Genomic DNA, 17,104 nt, shown 5'->3' with positions numbered 1-17,104 from the left:
TCATGACGCTCAAAAAACTCATCGTCGCTGCCAGCCTGCTGTTTGCCGCAGCGGCGGCCCATGCCGAGCAGACCCTGGATATCAGCTACCAGCGCTCATCCACCCTATGGATTCTGCTCAAGCAAAATGGCCAGTTGGAACAGCGCCTCAAGCCGCTGGGGTTCACGGTCAATTGGCATGAATTCAGCACCGGCCTGCTCAGTTCGCTCAACGCCGGCAGCGTCGACTTGCACGCCGATGTGGCTGACGCCTTTGCGCTGTTCACCCAGGCTGCCGACGCGCCGCTGACCTACTACGCCCAGGAAAACTCATCACCGGGCGCCCAGGCGATCATCGTGCAGGACCAGTCGCCGATCCACAGCATCGCCGACCTCAAGGGCAAGACCGTCGCCGTATCGAAGGGCTCGGGCAGCAATTTCCTGCTGATTTCCGCACTGAAAAAAGCCGGGCTGAGCCTGGCCGATATCACCCCGCGCTACCTCGAAGCACCGGACGGCGGCGCGGCGTTCGCCAATGGCAGCGTGGACGCGTGGGTGATCTGGGACCCGTTCCTCGCCACCCAGCAACTCGACCACTATGTGCGGGTGATCGCCGACGGCAGCGACGGCCTGGCCAACTACAACCGTTTCTACCTGGCCACGACTAAATTCGCCAATGCCCACCCGGACGTGCTGCAGGTCACCTTCGACACCCTGCGCGAGACCGGCCAGTGGGTCAAAGCCCACCCCAAGGAGGCGGCTGAAATCCTTGGCCCGTTGTGGGGCAACATCGCCCCGGCCACGGTGGAGCGTGCCAACAGCCGACGCAGCTACGACATCATTCCGGTCAAGCTGGACAACCTCGCCGAACAGCAACGCATCGCCGACACCTACTACGCCGCCAAGCTGATCCCCAAGCCGCTGAAGGTCAGTAACATCACTGTGTGGACGCCCAAGTCATGAGCCGTCAAATCCATCTCTCTGCGTTTTTGCTCAGCGGCCCGGTGGTGCACAGCCACGCGGTGTGGCGTCACCCGGAAACCGTCGGCAATTACCTTGACCCCGAGTACTACTCACGCATTGCCAAGGTGGTGGAAGAGGGGTTGTTCGACTTCCTGTTCTTCGCCGACCGCCTGGCCGTCGGCGACCAGATGGGCGGCTCCCGCGAGTTTGCCCTGCGCTACGGCGCCCAGGACGCCACGCGCCTCGACCCCTTGCCGATCCTCTCCTACCTGGTCGGCCAGACCCGCAAGTTGGGCCTGGGCGCGACGCGTTCCACCACCTATTACGAACCGGCGCATATTGCCCGTGAATTCGCCACCCTCGACCACCTGTCCAAGGGCCGTGCGGCGTGGAATATCGTCACCTCGATGAACGACAGCGAAGGGCGCCTGTTCGGCAAGGACAAGCACCTGGAACATGACCTGCGCTATGACCGCGCCGATGAGTTTGTAGAGGTCGCGCTGAAACTCTGGAACAGCTGGGGCAAGGGCGCGCTCAAGCTGGATCGCGACAGCGGCGTGCTGGCCGACCCGGCGTTGATCCACTCGGTGCAACACCAGGGCGAGTGGTTCAAGGTCGAAGGCCCGCTGAATATCCCGCGTACGCCACAGGGCCGCCCGGTACTGATCCAGGCTGGTTCGTCCGGGCGCGGTCGGCGTTTTGGCGCGCGTTGGGCCGAGGCGATTTTTACCATCCACCCGCATTTGGCGGCCATGCGCGCGTTTCGTGACGACGTGCGCGCCCAGGTGGTGCAGCAAGGTCGCGAGGCCGACAGCTGCAAAGTGCTCACGGCGGTGATGCCGTTTATTGGCGGCAGCGAAGCCGAGGCTCGCGCCAAACGCGATAAACACAATGCCCTGGCGCGCCCCGAATTGGGCCTGGTAACGCTGGCCTCACAGCTGAACGTGGACCTGTCGCCATTCCCGCTGAGCGCCACCCTGGCCGAGATCGCGCAGTCGCCGCTGATTCACCCGGCGGCCGCTGAAAAGCTGCTGATGCAAGGCCCGGAAACCACCCTGGAACAACTTGGGCGCATCTTCGCCAGCAGCGTGCGTGTGCCGCAACTGGTGGGTACCGGGGCGCAGATCGCCGACCAATTGGCCGAACTGTTCGAGCAGGGCGGGTGCGACGGGTTTGTGATTTCCCCGGGCTACCTGCCGGGTTCGTTCACGGAGTTTGTCGAAAGCGTGATTCCGCATCTGCAGCGCAAGGGCTTGTTCCGCACGGCGTATCAAGGCTCGACGCTACGCGAGCATTTAGGGCTGGCTGATCTGGACGCTTGAAACCACCTCAGTTTTTTTCTGGCAAACGGCTTTTTTGTGGCGAGCGGGCTTGCCCGCGTTGGGGCGCGAAGCGGCCCAAAAACCAGACACCACGGTTTACCTGACAGAACGCGGCGGTTTTATTGGGGCCGCTTCGCAGCCCAACGCGGGCAAGCCCGCTCGCCACAAAAGACGGGCTCGACGCACGACCCAATACTTCAATTTTAAAGGGATATTTTGCATGGCCACATTTGATCACCTAACCCGCCGCCGCCTGCTCGGCCTGGCCGGGGTCACCCTGGCCAGCCTGTCGCTGCCGCGCCTGGGGTTTGCTGCCGACGCGCACGCCGGCCACAACACGCCCCAGGAGCCCGCGGGCACCGGTGAATTCATCCGCCTCGACGCGCCGCGCAAGCTGAAGCTGGCGGTCAACCTCAATGCGGTGTGCCTGGCCCCGGTGGTGATCGCCCACGGTCAGGGCTTTTTCACCCAGCACAACCTGGACGTGGAACTGGTCAACTTCGGCAATTCCACCGAGGTGCTGCTGGAAGCTATCGCCACCGGTAAGGCCGATGCCGGCGTGGGCATGGCGCTGCGCTGGCTCAAGGCGCTGGAGCAAGGCTTTGATGTGAAGCTCACCGCCGGCACCCATGGCGGCTGCCTGCGTTTGCTCAGTGCAGTGAATGGCGGCGTGAGCAAGCTCGAAGACCTCAAGGGCAAGGCCATCGGCGTGACCGACATGGCCAGCCCGGACCGCAATTTCTTCTCGATCCTGCTGAAAAAGCACGGCGTCGACCCGGTGCGCGATGTGGAATGGCGCCTGTACCCGGCCGACCTGCTCGGCACCGCGCTGGAGCGTGGCGAAGTGCAGGCGGTGAGCGGCAGCGACCCGTTTATGTACCGCCTGATCAAGTCCGGCGTGGCGCGCGAGCTGTCCACCAACCTGGTGGAGGAATACGCCAACCTCAGCTGCTGCGTGGTCGGTGTCACCGGCAAATTGGTGCGCGAGGACAAACGCGTGGTCGCCGCGCTGACCCAGGCGATCCTGGAGGCCCACGATTACTCCGTGCAGCACCCCGAAGCCGTAGCCAAAGGCTTCCAGGCCTATGCGCTGAACACCTCAACCGAAGAAGTGCAGGCGATCCTCCACGACCACACCCACGGCCACCACGCGGTGGGTGCGGCGCTGACTCAGGAGATCACCACCTACGTCACCGACCTGAAAACCGTGGAAGTGATCAGCAAAGGCACTGACCCGGTGGAATTTGCCAAGGAGATCACCGCCGATGTCTTCAGCTGACGCGACAACCCTCAACCCACCCGTGGCCCTCAAGGTTGGCTGGCAGGGCGCAGCGGTGGTGGCGGCCTGGGTGGCTGTCGCGCTGTTGATCAGCTACTGGCCCAACGCAGTGCGAAATTGGCCGATGACCCAAGGCCTGGCCAACCTCTGCGTGGCGGTGGCGGCGTTGTTCATCGTGCTGAGCCTGGTCGGTCGTAAGGTGTCGACGCTTGGCCAGCGCCTGCGCACGGCCGCGCCCTGGTTGATTGCGTTGCCGCTGTTGCTGGGGGTGTGGGAACTGCTCACCGCCAAACTGGCGTTGTTGCCGGTGCCGTTTTTCGCGCCGCCGCAGGCGCTGCTCGCGGTGTATATCGAAGACTATGCGCGGCTGGCCGACAGCCTGTTGCATTCGGCGTTGCTGCTGGGCTCGGGCGTGGCCTTGGGCGCGGCCACCGGTTTTGTTGCGGGCGTGGCCATCGGCTGGTCGACCCGCATCGGCTACTGGCTGCACCCAGTGCTGAGGATTCTCGGGCCGGTGCCGTCCACGGCGTTGTTGCCACTGTGTTTTTTCCTGTTTCCCAGCAGCTGGAGCGCGAGTGTTTTCCTGATCGCCCTGGCCACCTGGTTTCCGGTCACGGTGCTGACCTGGTCGGGCGTGGCCAGTGTCGACAAAGCCTATTACGACGTGGCGCGCACCCTGGGCGCCAAGCAGGGCTTCCTGATTTTTAAAGTGGCGATTCCGGCCGCGTTGCCCCACGTGTTTGTCGGCCTGTTCATGGGCTTGGGCGCGTCGTTCTCGACCCTGGTGGTGGCGGAAATGATGGGGGTGAAATCCGGCATCGGCTGGTACCTGCAATGGGCCCAGGGTTGGGCCGCCTACGCCAATATGTACGCGGCGTTGTTGATCATGGCATTGGCCTGTTCGGGGTTGATCACCGGGTTGTTCCTGGTGCGCGACCGCTTGCTGGCTTGGCAGAAAGGAACGATGAAATGGTAGCCCTGGCACACGCGGTAGAGGCGAGCGCGGGATTGGCGCTACGTATTGAAAACTTGAGCCATGGCTTTGCCCTGGACGGCCAGCATTTGCCGGTGCTGGAACAGGTATCGCTGGACGTGGCGCCAGGCGAGTTCGTGGCGCTGCTCGGCCCGTCGGGCTGTGGCAAATCCACCTTGCTGCGGTTGGTGGCCGGCCTGGAGCCAGCCGATTCAGGCAAGTTGCTGGCCGACGGTGACGCCATCCTTGGCCCGGACCCGAGCCGCGTGGTGGTGTTCCAGGACCCGACGCTATACCCCTGGCGGCGGGTGTGGGACAACGTCGCCATCGGCCTGGAAGCCCAGGGCCTGCTCAAGACCCACTCGCACAAGGTGGATGAAGCCTTGGCAAAAGTCGGCCTCAGCCACTTTGCCCGCGCGTATCCGCGACAACTCTCCGGCGGTATGGCGCAGCGGGTGGCGTTGGCCCGGGCGCTGGTCAACCAGCCACGCCTGCTGATCCTCGATGAGCCGTTGGGCAAACTCGATTCGCTGACGCGCATCACCATGCAAAAAGAGCTGATCGATTTGTGGCAGCGCCAGGGCTATACGGCCCTGCTGGTGACCCACGATGTGGAGGAAGCCTTGTTGCTGGCCAACCGCGTGATTGTGTTCAGCGACCGCCCGGCAAAAATACAGGCGCAATTGAGCATCGATCGGCCTTATCCTCGGCACCGGGATGATCCTTACTTGGTGGACCTGCGGCGGCAGATACTCGGGCTGCTCGGGCTGGGAGAAAGCTGGTAGCCATGACGTTCACATCATTGCATTGGGGCGCGTACCGCCCGCAGGTGGTCGACGGCAAGCTGGTGTCGATGGCCCCGGCCGAGTGGGATAAAGACCCGTCGCCCATCGGCGCGTCGATCCCTGCAGCGATAACCTCGCCGACGCGCATCCTGCGGCCCGCTGTACGCCGCAGCTATCTGGCCGAGCCGGGTTCGCACCCGGAGCTGCGTGGCCAGGAGCCGTTCGTCGAAGTGTCGTGGGAGGTCGCGCTGGACCTGGTGGCCGCCGAACTCAAGCGCGTCAAGGCCGAGCATGGCAACCAGGCCATTTATGGCGGCAGCTATGGCTGGGGCAGCGCGGGGCGCTTTCACCATGCCCAAAGCCAGTTGCACCGGTTCCTCAACCTCTACGGCGGCTACGTCGCCAGCACCGACAGCTACAGCCTCGGCGCCGGGCGGGTGTTGATGCCGCATATCGTCGGCAATATGGATTGGCTGCTGGCGGCGCACACCTCGTGGAAAAACCTCGCCGAGCATTGCGAGCTGTTTGTGGCCTTCGGCGGCCTGCCGGCGAAAAATGCCCAGACCAGCCCCGGCGGCGCCAGCGACCACCTGTTGAGCGAGGCGCTGGCGGCGATGTCGGCGGCCGGTGTGCAGTTCGTCAATATCAGCCCGCTGCGCGACGACCTCAGCGGCCCGGCGCTTAACCAATGGCTGCCGATCCGCCCCGGCAGCGACACTGCCTTGATGCTGGCGCTGGCCCATGTGCTGGTGACCGAAGGGCTGCACAACGAAACCTTTATTCAACGCTACACCGTGGGCTTTGAACGCTTTCGCGAGTACCTGTTGGGCGCCGTCGATGGCCAGCCGAAAGACCCGGCCTGGGCCGCAGCCTTGACCGATATTCCCGCGCAGCAGATCACCGAGTTGGCCCGACGCATGGGCCGCCAGCGCACCATGATCAATATCGCCTATTCCCTGCAGCGCGCGGTACACGGCGAACAGCCGTTCTGGATGACCGTAACCCTGGCCGCGCTGCTCGGCCAGATCGGCTTGCCCGGCGGCGGTTTTGGCCTGGGCTACGGCTGCATGAATAACACCGGCAGCGGGCGCAAGGGGTTTTCCGGGCCGCGTTTTTCCCAGGGCCTCAACCCGGTGAAAGACTTTATCCCGGTGGCGCGCATCACCGACATGCTGCTTAACCCTGGCGCTTCGTTCGATTACAACGGCAAGCGTCAGGCCTATCCGGATATCCAGCTGGTGTACTGGGCCGGTGGCAATATTTTCCATCATCACCAGGATTTGAATCGTCTGCTGGATGCCTGGCAAAAGCCGCGCAGCCTGATCGTTCATGAACAGTACTGGACCGCCCAGGCCAAGTACTCGGACATCGTGCTGCCGGCCACTACAGCCCTGGAACGCAACGATATCGGCAGCTCGGCCTCTGACCGTTTCATGCTGGCGATGCAGCAGGCCATCGAGCCGGTGGGGCAGGCGCGGGACGACTACTCGATCTTTGCCGATATCGCTGCGCGCCTGGGGTTCGCCGACACTTTCACCGAGGGTCGCGATGCCGAGCATTGGCTGCGCTTCATCTACGACGAGTCGCGCGGGCGCGCCGAGGAGCACGGCATTGAGCTGCCGGGCTACGACAACTTCTGGCGCGACGGCGTATTTGAAGTGGCCTATCCGGACACCGATACGGTGCTGCTCAAGGCCTTTCGCGATGACCCCGTTGCTCATCCCTTGCCGACGCCATCGGGGCGTATCGAGATTTTCTCCGAGCGCATCGCCAGCTTCGGTTATGCCGACTGCCCCGGCCATCCGGTGTGGCTGAACAAGGCGGCACCGGACTACCCGTTGCACCTGCTGTCGAACCAGCCCAAGACGCGCCTGCACAGCCAGTACGACCACGGCAGCTACAGCCGCGCGTCGAAGATTCAGCAGCGTGAACCGATGACGATCAACGTCGAGGACGCCCGCGCGCGCGGGATTGTCGACGGCGATGTGGTCAAAGTCTTCAATGACCGTGGCGCGTTTTTGGCCGGGGTGATCGTGTCGGCCGACATCCGCCCGGGCGTGGTGCAAATCGCCACCGGCGCCTGGTTCGACCCGCAGACGCCGGGGCAGCGCCACAGCCTGGACAAGCACGGCAACCCGAACATGATCACCGCCGATGTCGGCGCCTCCAGCCTGTCCCAAGGCTGCTCGGCGCAGACGGCGACGGTGGAGGTGGTGAAGTGGGATCAGCCGTTGCCGCAGGTGACGGCGTTTGTGCCGCCGGTGTTCAAGGCTGGCTGGCCTCTTTGAGCTCAATGGTGCCCGACAGGCGTGGCGCACTTCTGACTGTGGGAGGGGGCTTGCCCCCGATGGCTAAGTGTCAGTGAATGCATCTTTAACTGACCCACCGCCATCGGGGGCAAGCCCCCTCCCACATGGATTAAGGCAGTCTTCAGTCCACGCAGATCGCCCGGCCCAACTGGCCTTTCTCCACCGTCGCCGAGCAGCCGAAGTGGCCGTTATCCGCCTGGCACGCGCCGGTCACCGGGCCTTTGCCGGGCTGGGTGGTGACGCTGGTCTGGCACTGGCCTTCACATTGGCTCGAATCGGTACAGGCCTTGCCCGCGTCCTTGTAGGGCGTGATGCATTTCCAGCTCTGCAACTTGCCCACTTGCTTCATCGTGCCGCCGCCCGCCAGGCAGGTCGACGCGGCGGAGTCCTGGGCCGGCGGGTTGGAGGTGCACGCCGATACCAACAGCAAAGCGGCCAGGCCGATCATCAATTTCATGCAAAAGTCCTTATGGAGTGAGTGCAGCGGTGCAGTGTACGGGCATTTGGACTACTTTGACTGACGAGCGATCCTTACCCGGTACTGACCCATGCACACGTTATGGAAACGCTATATGGCCTTGCTGGAAAACGACCTGAGCACGCAGATCTTCGACAACGTGAAGAACCTGCTGGTGTGCGCGCTATTATTTGCGGCGGGGACTAACACGCTGCTGGGGCAACGTGAGCTGTTCGTCGGCGTATTCGCCTCGAATGTCGCGGGCTGGGGGCTGATCATCCTGTCGGCGGTGTTGATGTTTCTGAACGTCAGCGACGGCATTCGTCGCCTGGCCAAGCTGCGCTATCACCTGGCATTGCAGCTGTTGTTGATCCTGGTTTATCTGGTCATCGCCGAGCGCGTGGTGGAGATAGTGTGGGGCTTTCGGGCGCATTGAAGTATCCTCCGCGGCCCGCTTCCCACCGATTCAAAGACAGATGACAGGACAAGACATGCAGGCGCTTCTCGAGTCGATCCTCGACGAAGTTCGCCCACTGATCGGCCAAGGCAAAGTCGCCGACTACATTCCCGCGCTGGCCGATGTACCCGCCAACCAACTCGGCATCGCCGTGTACGGCAACGACGGCGCGGCCTACTGCGCCGGGGATGCCGAAACGCTGTTCTCGGTGCAGAGCATTTCCAAGGTGTTCAGCCTGGTGCAGGCCATCGATCACGGCGGTGAAACCATCTGGGAGCGCCTGGGCCATGAGCCTTCGGGGCAGCCGTTCAACTCCATGGTGCAACTCGAATTCGAACGCGGCCGCCCCCGCAATCCCTTTATCAACGCCGGCGCGCTGGTGATCTGCGACATCAACCAATCGCGCTTCGCCGTGCCGATCCTGTCGATGCGCGATTTTGTGCGCAGGCTGTCGGGCAACCCGCAGATCCTGGTCAACAGCGTGGTCGCCGAATCCGAAGCCCAGCACGGTGCACGCAACGCGGCCATGGCCTACCTGATGAAGTCCTTCGGCAACTTCCACAACGACGTCGACGCGGTGCTGCATAGCTACTTCAACTACTGTGCGCTGCAAATGAGCTGCCTGGACCTGGCCCGCGCCTTCAGCTTCCTGGCCAACGAGGGCGTGAGTGCCCACAGCGGCGAACAGGTGTTGAGCGCGCGCCAAACCAAGCAAGTCAACTCGATCATGGCCACCAGCGGGCTGTATGACGAAGCGGGCAATTTTGCCTATCGCGTGGGCCTGCCGGGCAAGAGCGGGGTAGGGGGCGGGATTGTTGCAGTGGTGCCGGGGCAATTTACGGTGTGTGTTTGGTCACCGGAGCTGAACGCGGCGGGGAACTCGCTGGCGGGGATGAAGGCGTTGGAGTTGTTGAGTGAGCGGATTGGGTGGTCGGTGTTTTGACGGCCAGGGGATTGGCGCGCGACGGCTGAAGCTAACCTCCTGTTAGATAGAGCGGACTCGCAGCACCACAGATCAAATGTGGGAGGGGGCTTGCCCCCGATAGCAGTGGGTCAGCCAAAGATGCATCAACTGACACTGCCTCATCGGGGGCAAGCCACCTCCCACATTTGAAGCTTCAGTGGTTTTGGAATCTCCATTTTCCCAAACAAAAAATGCGCCCCTGAGGGCGCATTTTTTTCTTCGGTCAGCTAGCGCCTATCAGGCAATCGCATCCCACGCACGATCACCGTGCTCATCCTTGATCCGCGTCGGCAAGCCCATCACGTCCAGCGCTTTGAGGAACGGCTCAGCTGGCAGTTCCTCGACGTTGGCCATGTGTTTCACATCCCATTCACCACGGGCTACCAGCAGCGCTGCGGCTACCGGTGGAACGCCAGCGGTGTAGGAGATGCCCTGGCTGTCGGTTTCGGCAAAGGCTTCTTCATGGCAGGCCACGTTGTAGATGAACATCTCACGTGGTTGGCCGCCTTTGGTGCCTTTGACCAGGTCACCGATGCAGGTCTTGCCGGTGTAGCCGGGGGCGAGCGAAGACGGGTCGGGCAGCACGGCCTTGACCAGTTTCAGCGGCACGACTTCCAGGCCTTCGGCGGTGGTGACCGGCTTTTCGGAGAGCAGGCCAAGGTTTTTCAGCACGGTGAACACGTTGATGTAGTGTTCGCCGAAGCTCATCCAGAAACGCACGTTGGGCACGTCGAGGTTTTTCGACAGCGAGTGCACTTCATCGTGGCCGGTGAGGTAGAGGTTCTGCGAACCGACTACCGGCAGGTCGTCGGTGCGTTTGACTTCGAACATGGTGTTGCTGGTCCACTGGCTGTTCTGCCAGCTCCACACCTGCCCGGTGAACTCACGGAAGTTGATTTCCGGGTCGAAGTTGGTGGCGAAGTATTTGCCATGGCTGCCGGCATTGACGTCGAGAATGTCGATCGAATCAATGCGGTCGAAATGCTGTTGCTGCGCCAGCGCGGCATACGCGTTGACGACACCCGGGTCGAAGCCCACGCCAAGGATGGCGGTGATGTTCTTCTGTTTGCACTCTTCCAGGTGGTTCCATTCGTAGTTGCCGTACCACGGCGGGGTCTCGCAGACCTTGCCCGGCTCTTCGTGGATGGCGGTGTCGAGGTAGGCCACGCCCGTGTCGATGCAGGCACGCAGTACCGACATGTTGAGGAACGCAGAACCCACGTTGATGACGATCTGCGAGTCGGTCTCGCGGATCAGGGCCTTGGTCGCTTCCACGTCCAGGGCGTTCAGCGCGAAGGCTTGGATGTCGGCGGGTACCTTGAGGCTACCCTTGGCCTTGACGCTGTCGATGATGGCCTGGCATTTGGAGATGTTGCGCGACGCGATAGCAATACGACCAAGTTCGTCGTTGTGCTGCGCGCACTTGTGGGCCACCACCTTGGCGACACCTCCTGCACCAATGATAAGAACGTTCTTTTTCAATTGCTTTATCTCTCCTTTATCCGCCAGCTTACGAAAGGCTGGACAGGTAGTCGTCGTAACCAAATTCACGAACCACCTCGACTGTACCGTCGAGTTGTTTCACTACGATGGACGGCATTTTCAGGCCGTTGAACCAGTTTTTCTTGACCATGGTGTAGCCTGCGGTGTCGATGAACGACAGCCGATCGCCGATGGCCAGCGGACGATCAAATTGGTATTCGCCGAAGATGTCCCCGGCCAGGCAGGATTTGCCGCACACCATGTAGGTGTGTTCACCGTCGCTCGGCGCCAGCTTGGCGTTGAGGCGGTAAATCAGCAGGTCCAGCAGGTGGGCTTCGATGGAGCTGTCGACCACGGCGAGGTTCTTGCCGTTGTACAGCGTGTCGAGCACGGTGACTTCCAGGGAGGCGCTGTTGGTGATCGCCGCTTCGCCGGGTTCCAGGTACACCTGCACGTCGTACTTCTGCGAGAACGCCTTGAGGCGCTGGCAGAAGGCATCGATGGCATAGCCTTCACCGGTGAAATGGATGCCGCCACCGAGGCTGACCCAGTTGACCTTGTGCAGCAGCGCGCCGAAGCGTTCTTCAATGGTGTTGAGCATCTGGTCGAACAGGTTGAAGTCGCCGTTCTCGCAGTTGTTGTGGAACATGAAGCCGGAGATCTGCTCGATCACGCCTTCGATCTTCACCGGGTCCCATTCGCCCAAGCGGCTGAACGGGCGCGCCGGGTCGGCCAGCAGGTAGTCGGAGCTGCTCACCTGTGGGTTCACACGCAGGCCGCGAGTCTTGCCTTCGCTACGCTCGGCAAAACGCTGCAGCTGGCTGATGGAGTTGAAGATGATCTTGTCGCAGTTATCCAGCATCTCTTCGATTTCATCGTCGGCCCAGGCCACGCTGTAGGCGTGCGCTTCACCTTCGAACTTCTGGCGGCCGAGCTTGAGCTCATACAGCGACGACGAGGTGGTGCCGTCCATGTATTCCTGCATCAGGTCGAACACCGACCAGGTGGCGAAGCACTTGAGCGCCAGCAGGGCCTTGGCGCCGGACTGTTCGCGCACGTAAGCAATCTTCTGCATGTTGACCAGAAGCTTCTGTTTATCGATGAGGTAGTACGGCGTTTTGATCATTTTTGAGAGCCTGCGGCGGTGCCTGCCAAAAAAGGACACGCATTGTGCCCGCACTTGGATCGAATCGAAAGGTTAGCCGGCGGATTTTGCGCGCCGGTTTACCAAGCGTAGCTCCAGAGTATGACTATCTCGGGACGCACACCGGAGCAAATGTGGGAGGGGGCTTGCCCCCGATAGCGGTGTGTCAGTTGCAGATGCGTTCACTGACACTCCCTCATCGGGGGCAAGCCCCCTCCCACATTTAGAGATCTGTGCATCTGCGGGCGTTGCCATCAAACCGTCATCTGCTCACCACGGTACTGCCACATTCCCCCGTTACTGTCCTCGCCAATGAGATCGATCTCAAGCGAGTGACAATGACCGACCTGAAAGACGTTGCACGCCTGGCCGGGGTTTCCCGTGCTACTGCCGCCCGTGCCTTTGCTTCCCCCGACCAGGTGCGCCCGAACACCCGCGAGCAGGTGTTCGCCGCCGCTCGCGAATTGGGTTTTCGGCCGAACCTGCTGGGCCGCCAATTGCGCCTGCAAACCACCCAGTTGATTGGCGTGGTGGTGCCCAACCTGCTCAACCCGGTGTTTGCCGAACAGTTCCAGGCCATGGAGCGCGCGGCGCGATCGCGTGGCTACAGCCTGGTGCTGGCGACCACCGACTACAGCAGCGAGCGCGAATGCATCGTGGTCGAAGAACTGCTGCGCCAGCGCGTTGACGGGCTGGTGCTGACGGTCACCGATGCCGAAAGCAACAGCGTGCTTAGCAGCCTGAACACCGAACAAACCCCCTTTGTGCTGGCGTATCACCAACCGAGCAATCCCAATTACAGCGCGGTGTCGGTCGACAACCGTGCGGGCATGGCGTTGGCCACGCGGTATCTGCTGGAAGCGGGGCACCGGCGCATCAGTATGGTCGCTGGCCCCGCGTTGCAGTCCGACCGTGCACGCCTGCGCTACGCCGGTTATTGCGATGCAATGAAGGAATACGGCCTCAAAAGCCGCACGGTGATCGAAATGCCGGCGCACACCCAGGCCGAATTCAACGCCATCGAACCCTTCCTCCAGGGCCCCGAGGCGCCCACTGCGCTGGTGTGCTCCAACGACTTCCTGGCCATCAGCCTGATTGCCGAACTGCGCCGCAACGCCTGGCACGTCCCCGAGCGGCTTTCGGTGATGGGCTTTGACGGCATTGCCCTCGGCACCCAGATGCACCCGACCCTGTGCAGCGTGGTGCAGCCCATCGCGCTGCTCGCCAGCACGGTGATTGACCAACTGCTGGCGCAGATCGCCGGTAACGATCCGATATCCCATTGCCTGCCTTGCCATATCCGGCCGGGCGAAAGTACTCAACCCTATGAGGAGTTCCTCGATGCGCGCACTCAGTAAAACCCTGGCAGCCCTGGCGCTGTGCGGTATGGCCAGCCTGGCCCAGGCCGCCGATACCGCAATTTGCTACAACTGCCCGCCGGACTGGGCTGACTGGGGCACCCAGCTCAAGGCCATCGCTGCCAGCACCGGTGTGCAGGTGCCGCTGGACAACAAGAACTCCGGCCAGTCCCTGGCACAACTGGTGGCCGAAAAGGCCGCACCGGTTGCCGACGTGGTGTACTACGGCGTGACTTTCGGCCTGCAGGCGCAAAAAGCCGCGGTGGTCGACGCCTACAAGCCCAAGGCCTGGGACCAGATCCCCACGGGTTTGAAAGACCCGGCCGGGCATTGGTTCGCCATCCACTCCGGCACCTTGGGCATCATGGTCAATGTCGACGCCCTCGGCGGTTTGCCCGTGCCGCAAAGCTGGGCCGACCTGCTCAAACCTGAATACAAAGGCATGGTCGGCTACCTGGACCCGTCCAGCGCGTTCGTCGGCTATGTGTCGGCGGTGGCGATAAACCGCGCCCTGGGCGGCGACCTGGACAACTTCGCGCCGGCCATCGACTACTTCCAGAAGCTGGCGAAGAACGCGCCGATCGTGCCCAAGCAAACCGCCTATGCGCGGGTGCTGTCCGGTGAGTTGCCGATCCTGGTGGATTACGACTTCAACGCCTACCGCGCACGCTACAAAGACAAGGCCAACGTCGCCTTCGTGATCCCACAGGAAGGCAGCATCAGCGTGCCCTACGTGATGAGCCTGGTGGCCAACGCGCCGCACCGCGCGAATGGCGAAAAAGTCCTCGATTTCGTGCTCTCGGATGCAGGCCAGGCGCTGTGGGCCAAGGCCTATTTGCGCCCGGTGCGCCCGATGAAAATGCCCGCCGAGGTCGCCGCGCAATTCCTGCCCGACAGCGACTACGCCCGTGCCGGTGTGGTGGACTACGAAAAAATGGCCGCCGTGCAGGAAGCCTTCGCCGCCCGTTACCTGAACGAGGTGAAGTAAGTGGCAGCGTCGGCCAAACACGCAAGCTGGGCCCTGGCCCCCGCGTTTGCCGTGCTGCTCGCCTTCTGGCTGTTGCCGCTGGCGCACTTGATCGTGCTCGGCAGCGAGAGCCGCGACAGCCACGGCAGCGGCTACTGGCAGGTGCTCAGCAGCGCGCAGTACCTGGGCAGCCTGGGGCAAACCCTGGTGCTGGCGGTGGTAGTGACCGTTGTTGCACTCGTGATCGGCGGCATCAGCGCGGTGTTTCTGGCGCGCCAGCAGTTTTTTGGGCGCTCGGCACTGGTGGCCCTGCTGACGTTTCCCCTGGCGTTCCCGGGGGTGGTGGTGGGGTTCCTGGTGATTCTGTTGGCGGGGCGCCAGGGCCTGCTCGCGTCCCTCGGGCTGCAACTGGCGGGGGAACGCTGGATCTTTGCCTACTCCCTGGCCGGGCTGTTCGTGGGCTACCTGTACTTCTCGATCCCACGGGTGATCCTCACGGTGATGGCCGCGTGCGAAAGCCTCGACCGTAGCCTGGAAGAAGCCGCGCATTCACTCGGGGCAGGACACTGGCGCGTGGTGTGCGATGTGATCGTGCCGGGCCTGGCGCCGGCGTTGGCGTCCTGCGGGGCGATCTGTTTTGCCACCTCCATGGGCGCCTTCGGCACCGCGTTTACCTTGGGTACGCGCCTGAATGTGACCCCGGTGGCGATCTACAACGTGTTCACCAACTACGCCAACTTTGCCGTCGCCGCCGCGCTGTCGGTGGTGCTCGGTGCGGTGACCTGGGCCGTGTTGCTGCTGACGCGGCGCCTGGTGAAAAATTCGGGGACGGTCCTGTGAAACGCTCATCACTGTTTGTCCTGCAACTGCTGTTCACCTTGCTGGTGTGCGCCTTTATGTTGGTGCCGGTGTTGATGTCGCTACTGGCCGGGCTGACGCGCAATTTCTTCGTCGGCCTGTCCAGCGGCTTGACCTTGGACTGGTTGGTGCAGGTGTGGCAGGCCTATTCGCCCACCGTGTGGCTGTCGCTGCAACTGGCGGTGGCGTGCGCCGTGTGCGTCTGCGTGATCGGCGTGCCGGCGGCCTACGCCTTGGTGCGCATGAACAACCGCTTCAGTCGCGCCTTCGAGGAGTTGATGGTGCTGCCGGTGGCCATGCCGGGCTTGGCCAGCGCCTTGGCCTTGCTGCTGACCTACGGCCAGTTCGGCACGTTCCGCAGCAGTTGGCTGTTCATCCTCGTCGGCCATGTGCTGTTCACCTTGCCGTTTCTGGTGCGCCCGGTGATGGCGGTGATGCAGCGCCAGCACCTGCCGGTGCTGGAAGAGGCCGCAGCCAGCCTGGGCGCGGGGCCGATCAAGCGCTTTTTCAGCGTGGTGGTGCCCAACTGCCGTGCGGGGATTCTGGCCGGTGTGTTGATGGTCGTCACCCTGAGCCTGGGTGAGTTCAACCTGACCTGGATGCTGCACACGCCGATGACCAAGACCTTGCCGGTCGGCCTGGCCGACAGCTACGCCTCGGCGCGCCTGGAAATCGCCAGTGCCTACACCCTTATCTTTTTGCTGATGATCGTGCCGCTGTTGATTGCGTTGCAGGCCATCAGTGCTCGTTTGTCCCGTGGAGAGCGTCGATGACCGCTATCACTATCCGCCTGCAAGGCTGTCGCAAGGCGTTCGCCGATGGCACCGTGGCTGTGCATGACTTGAACCTCACCGTCGAAGGTGGGGAAACCCTGGCCATTCTCGGCCCGTCCGGGTGCGGCAAAACCACGACCTTGCGCTTGATCGCAGGGTTGGAGCGCCCGGACGTGGGCCAAGTGTTTTTCGGCGATCAGGATGTGACCCGCCTGCCCATCGAGCGCCGCGATGTGGGCATGGTGTTCCAGAACTACGCGCTGTTTCCCAACCTGGATGTGGCCGGCAATATCGTCTACGGCTTGAAGATTCGCGGCGTGCCCGCGTCAGAGCGCAACAAACGCTGCGACGAGCTGCTGGAACTGGTGGGCTTGCAGCAGCACGGCAAGCGCAGCATCCACGAACTGTCCGGTGGACAGCGTCAGCGCGTGGCCCTGGCGCGTGCCTTGGCGCCGCGCCCCAAAGTGCTGTTGCTGGATGAACCGCTGGCAGCCCTGGATGCGCAGTTGCGTGAGCGCCTGCGCAGTGAGCTCGACCAACTGCTACGCGGTCTCGGCATCACCTCGGTATTTGTCACCCATGACCAGGGCGAAGCCATGGCCCTGGGCGATCGCATCCTGGTGATGGAGCAGGGCCGCGTGGCCCAGTTGGCCAGCCCACGGGAAATCTACCAGAAGCCGGCGAATGCCTTCGTCGCCGGGTTTGTCGGCAACCTCAACGCCTTCAGCGTGCTTGGGCATTCGGCCCGGGGCTTGAAAGTCTGCGGCGGCGAACTGCCGTGGCATGCAAGCGGCCAGCCGAGCACCGTTTACTGCCGCCCCGAACACCTGCGGGTGATGGAGCGCGAAGGGCACTTGCACGGCCATCTGCTGGCGCAGTTTTTCCAGGGCGCGCAAAGCCGCCTGCTGGTGGAGGTCGGCGGCCCGCAGCCGTTGCTGGTGGACAGCAGCGACAACCAGCTTTACGCCGTCGGCGCACCGATTGCCCTGGCGATTGCGCCGCACATGTTGTTCACCCTGAATGCGTGAGAGTTTA

Annotated in this window: 16 protein-coding genes; 13 read left to right on the top strand and 3 right to left on the bottom strand. The window is 62.8% G+C overall.

Features of this window, described 5'->3' with window-relative positions:
- Positions 1 to 2 precede the first annotated feature (2 nt).
- The 6 genes from CXQ82_RS18360 (at position 3) to CXQ82_RS18335 (ending at position 7,588) form a co-directional block, all read left to right on the top strand.
- Positions 3 to 941, top strand: a complete 939-nt coding sequence (locus tag CXQ82_RS18360; protein WP_101271512.1) for an aliphatic sulfonate ABC transporter substrate-binding protein — start codon at positions 3 to 5, stop codon at positions 939 to 941.
- The gene (locus CXQ82_RS18355) at positions 938 to 2,263 is read left to right on the top strand and encodes an LLM class flavin-dependent oxidoreductase (protein WP_101271510.1); all 1,326 of its coding nucleotides are present in this window, start codon (positions 938 to 940) and stop codon (positions 2,261 to 2,263) included. The genes CXQ82_RS18360 and CXQ82_RS18355 overlap by 4 nt, the downstream gene beginning before the upstream one ends.
- Positions 2,264 to 2,483: 220 nt before the next feature.
- Complete coding sequence (locus CXQ82_RS18350; protein WP_101271508.1) at positions 2,484 to 3,542, top strand: ABC transporter substrate-binding protein; 1,059 nt, start codon at positions 2,484 to 2,486, stop codon at positions 3,540 to 3,542.
- A complete protein-coding gene (locus tag CXQ82_RS18345) occupies positions 3,529 to 4,518 on the top strand; it encodes an ABC transporter permease (RefSeq protein ID WP_101271506.1) in 990 nt (329 codons plus the stop codon). Before CXQ82_RS18350 ends, CXQ82_RS18345 begins: the two co-directional genes overlap by 14 nt.
- Positions 4,512 to 5,300 carry an ABC transporter ATP-binding protein gene (locus CXQ82_RS18340; RefSeq protein ID WP_101271504.1) on the top strand — a complete coding sequence of 263 codons (789 nt, stop codon included), beginning with the start codon at positions 4,512 to 4,514 and terminating at the stop codon, positions 5,298 to 5,300. Before CXQ82_RS18345 ends, CXQ82_RS18340 begins: the two co-directional genes overlap by 7 nt.
- 2 nt (positions 5,301 to 5,302) lie before the next feature.
- A complete protein-coding gene (locus CXQ82_RS18335; protein ID WP_101271502.1) occupies positions 5,303 to 7,588 on the top strand; it encodes a molybdopterin guanine dinucleotide-containing S/N-oxide reductase in 2,286 nt (761 codons plus the stop codon).
- Positions 7,589 to 7,730: 142 nt separating this feature from the next.
- On the opposite strand, the gene CXQ82_RS18330 is transcribed toward CXQ82_RS18335, so the two are convergent.
- Positions 7,731 to 8,066 carry a hypothetical protein gene (locus tag CXQ82_RS18330; protein WP_101271500.1) on the bottom strand — a complete coding sequence of 112 codons (336 nt, stop codon included), beginning with the start codon at positions 8,064 to 8,066 and terminating at the stop codon, positions 7,731 to 7,733.
- A 91-nt stretch (positions 8,067 to 8,157) separates the two neighbouring features.
- Between CXQ82_RS18330 and CXQ82_RS18325 the strand changes: the two genes are divergently transcribed.
- Both CXQ82_RS18325 and glsB read left to right on the top strand, forming a co-directional pair.
- Positions 8,158 to 8,502, top strand: a complete 345-nt coding sequence (locus CXQ82_RS18325) for a hypothetical protein (RefSeq protein WP_101271498.1) — start codon at positions 8,158 to 8,160, stop codon at positions 8,500 to 8,502.
- 55 nt (positions 8,503 to 8,557) lie between these two features.
- The gene (gene glsB / locus CXQ82_RS18320; protein WP_101271496.1) at positions 8,558 to 9,466 is read left to right on the top strand and encodes a glutaminase B; all 909 of its coding nucleotides are present in this window, start codon (positions 8,558 to 8,560) and stop codon (positions 9,464 to 9,466) included.
- A 258-nt stretch (positions 9,467 to 9,724) separates the two neighbouring features.
- Here glsB and CXQ82_RS18315 read toward each other — a convergent pair whose 3' ends face one another.
- Positions 9,725 to 10,969, bottom strand: coding sequence for a saccharopine dehydrogenase family protein (locus CXQ82_RS18315; RefSeq protein WP_101271494.1), 1,245 nt, complete (start codon positions 10,967 to 10,969; stop codon positions 9,725 to 9,727).
- A gap of 28 nt (positions 10,970 to 10,997) precedes the next feature.
- Positions 10,998 to 12,095 carry a carboxynorspermidine decarboxylase gene (locus CXQ82_RS18310; RefSeq protein ID WP_074847089.1) on the bottom strand — a complete coding sequence of 366 codons (1,098 nt, stop codon included), beginning with the start codon at positions 12,093 to 12,095 and terminating at the stop codon, positions 10,998 to 11,000.
- Positions 12,096 to 12,451: 356 nt separating this feature from the next.
- On the opposite strand from CXQ82_RS18310, the gene CXQ82_RS18305 reads away from it, so the two are divergent.
- The 5 genes from CXQ82_RS18305 to CXQ82_RS18285 are packed head-to-tail and all read left to right on the top strand — an operon-like array spanning position 12,452 to position 17,097.
- On the top strand, positions 12,452 to 13,471 hold the full coding sequence (locus CXQ82_RS18305) for a LacI family DNA-binding transcriptional regulator (RefSeq protein WP_101271492.1): 1,020 nt from the start codon (positions 12,452 to 12,454) through the stop codon (positions 13,469 to 13,471).
- The gene (locus CXQ82_RS18300) at positions 13,455 to 14,459 is read left to right on the top strand and encodes an ABC transporter substrate-binding protein (RefSeq protein ID WP_101271490.1); all 1,005 of its coding nucleotides are present in this window, start codon (positions 13,455 to 13,457) and stop codon (positions 14,457 to 14,459) included. Before CXQ82_RS18305 ends, CXQ82_RS18300 begins: the two co-directional genes overlap by 17 nt.
- The gene (locus tag CXQ82_RS18295) at positions 14,460 to 15,278 is read left to right on the top strand and encodes an iron ABC transporter permease (protein WP_101271488.1); all 819 of its coding nucleotides are present in this window, start codon (positions 14,460 to 14,462) and stop codon (positions 15,276 to 15,278) included. It abuts the gene before it with no gap.
- On the top strand, positions 15,275 to 16,069 hold the full coding sequence (locus CXQ82_RS18290; protein ID WP_101271486.1) for an ABC transporter permease: 795 nt from the start codon (positions 15,275 to 15,277) through the stop codon (positions 16,067 to 16,069). Before CXQ82_RS18295 ends, CXQ82_RS18290 begins: the two co-directional genes overlap by 4 nt.
- On the top strand, positions 16,066 to 17,097 hold the full coding sequence (locus CXQ82_RS18285) for an ABC transporter ATP-binding protein (protein ID WP_101271484.1): 1,032 nt from the start codon (positions 16,066 to 16,068) through the stop codon (positions 17,095 to 17,097). Before CXQ82_RS18290 ends, CXQ82_RS18285 begins: the two co-directional genes overlap by 4 nt.
- Positions 17,098 to 17,104: the final 7 nt, after the last annotated feature.

This window comes from Pseudomonas sp. S09G 359 (genome assembly GCF_002843605.1).
In the GTDB taxonomy this organism is placed as follows: Bacteria; Pseudomonadota; Gammaproteobacteria; order Pseudomonadales; family Pseudomonadaceae; genus Aquipseudomonas.
Note: the sequence above shows the minus strand (reverse complement) of the source record. Positions and strands in the feature narration are given on the sequence as shown.

Coding starts and splice junctions, on each gene's coding strand:
- CXQ82_RS18305 (WP_101271492.1), top strand. CDS start 12,452: ATGACCGACCTGAAAGACGTTGCACGCCTGGCCGGGGTTTCCCGTGCT.
- CXQ82_RS18285 (WP_101271484.1), top strand. CDS start 16,066: ATGACCGCTATCACTATCCGCCTGCAAGGCTGTCGCAAGGCGTTCGCC.
- CXQ82_RS18330 (WP_101271500.1), bottom strand. CDS start 8,066: ATGAAATTGATGATCGGCCTGGCCGCTTTGCTGTTGGTATCGGCGTGC.
- CXQ82_RS18355 (WP_101271510.1), top strand. CDS start 938: ATGAGCCGTCAAATCCATCTCTCTGCGTTTTTGCTCAGCGGCCCGGTG.
- CXQ82_RS18345 (WP_101271506.1), top strand. CDS start 3,529: ATGTCTTCAGCTGACGCGACAACCCTCAACCCACCCGTGGCCCTCAAG.
- CXQ82_RS18325 (WP_101271498.1), top strand. CDS start 8,158: ATGCACACGTTATGGAAACGCTATATGGCCTTGCTGGAAAACGACCTG.
- CXQ82_RS18300 (WP_101271490.1), top strand. CDS start 13,455: ATGCGCGCACTCAGTAAAACCCTGGCAGCCCTGGCGCTGTGCGGTATG.
- CXQ82_RS18360 (WP_101271512.1), top strand. CDS start 3: ATGACGCTCAAAAAACTCATCGTCGCTGCCAGCCTGCTGTTTGCCGCA.
- CXQ82_RS18350 (WP_101271508.1), top strand. CDS start 2,484: ATGGCCACATTTGATCACCTAACCCGCCGCCGCCTGCTCGGCCTGGCC.
- CXQ82_RS18310 (WP_074847089.1), bottom strand. CDS start 12,095: ATGATCAAAACGCCGTACTACCTCATCGATAAACAGAAGCTTCTGGTC.
- CXQ82_RS18340 (WP_101271504.1), top strand. CDS start 4,512: ATGGTAGCCCTGGCACACGCGGTAGAGGCGAGCGCGGGATTGGCGCTA.
- glsB (WP_101271496.1), top strand. CDS start 8,558: ATGCAGGCGCTTCTCGAGTCGATCCTCGACGAAGTTCGCCCACTGATC.
- CXQ82_RS18335 (WP_101271502.1), top strand. CDS start 5,303: ATGACGTTCACATCATTGCATTGGGGCGCGTACCGCCCGCAGGTGGTC.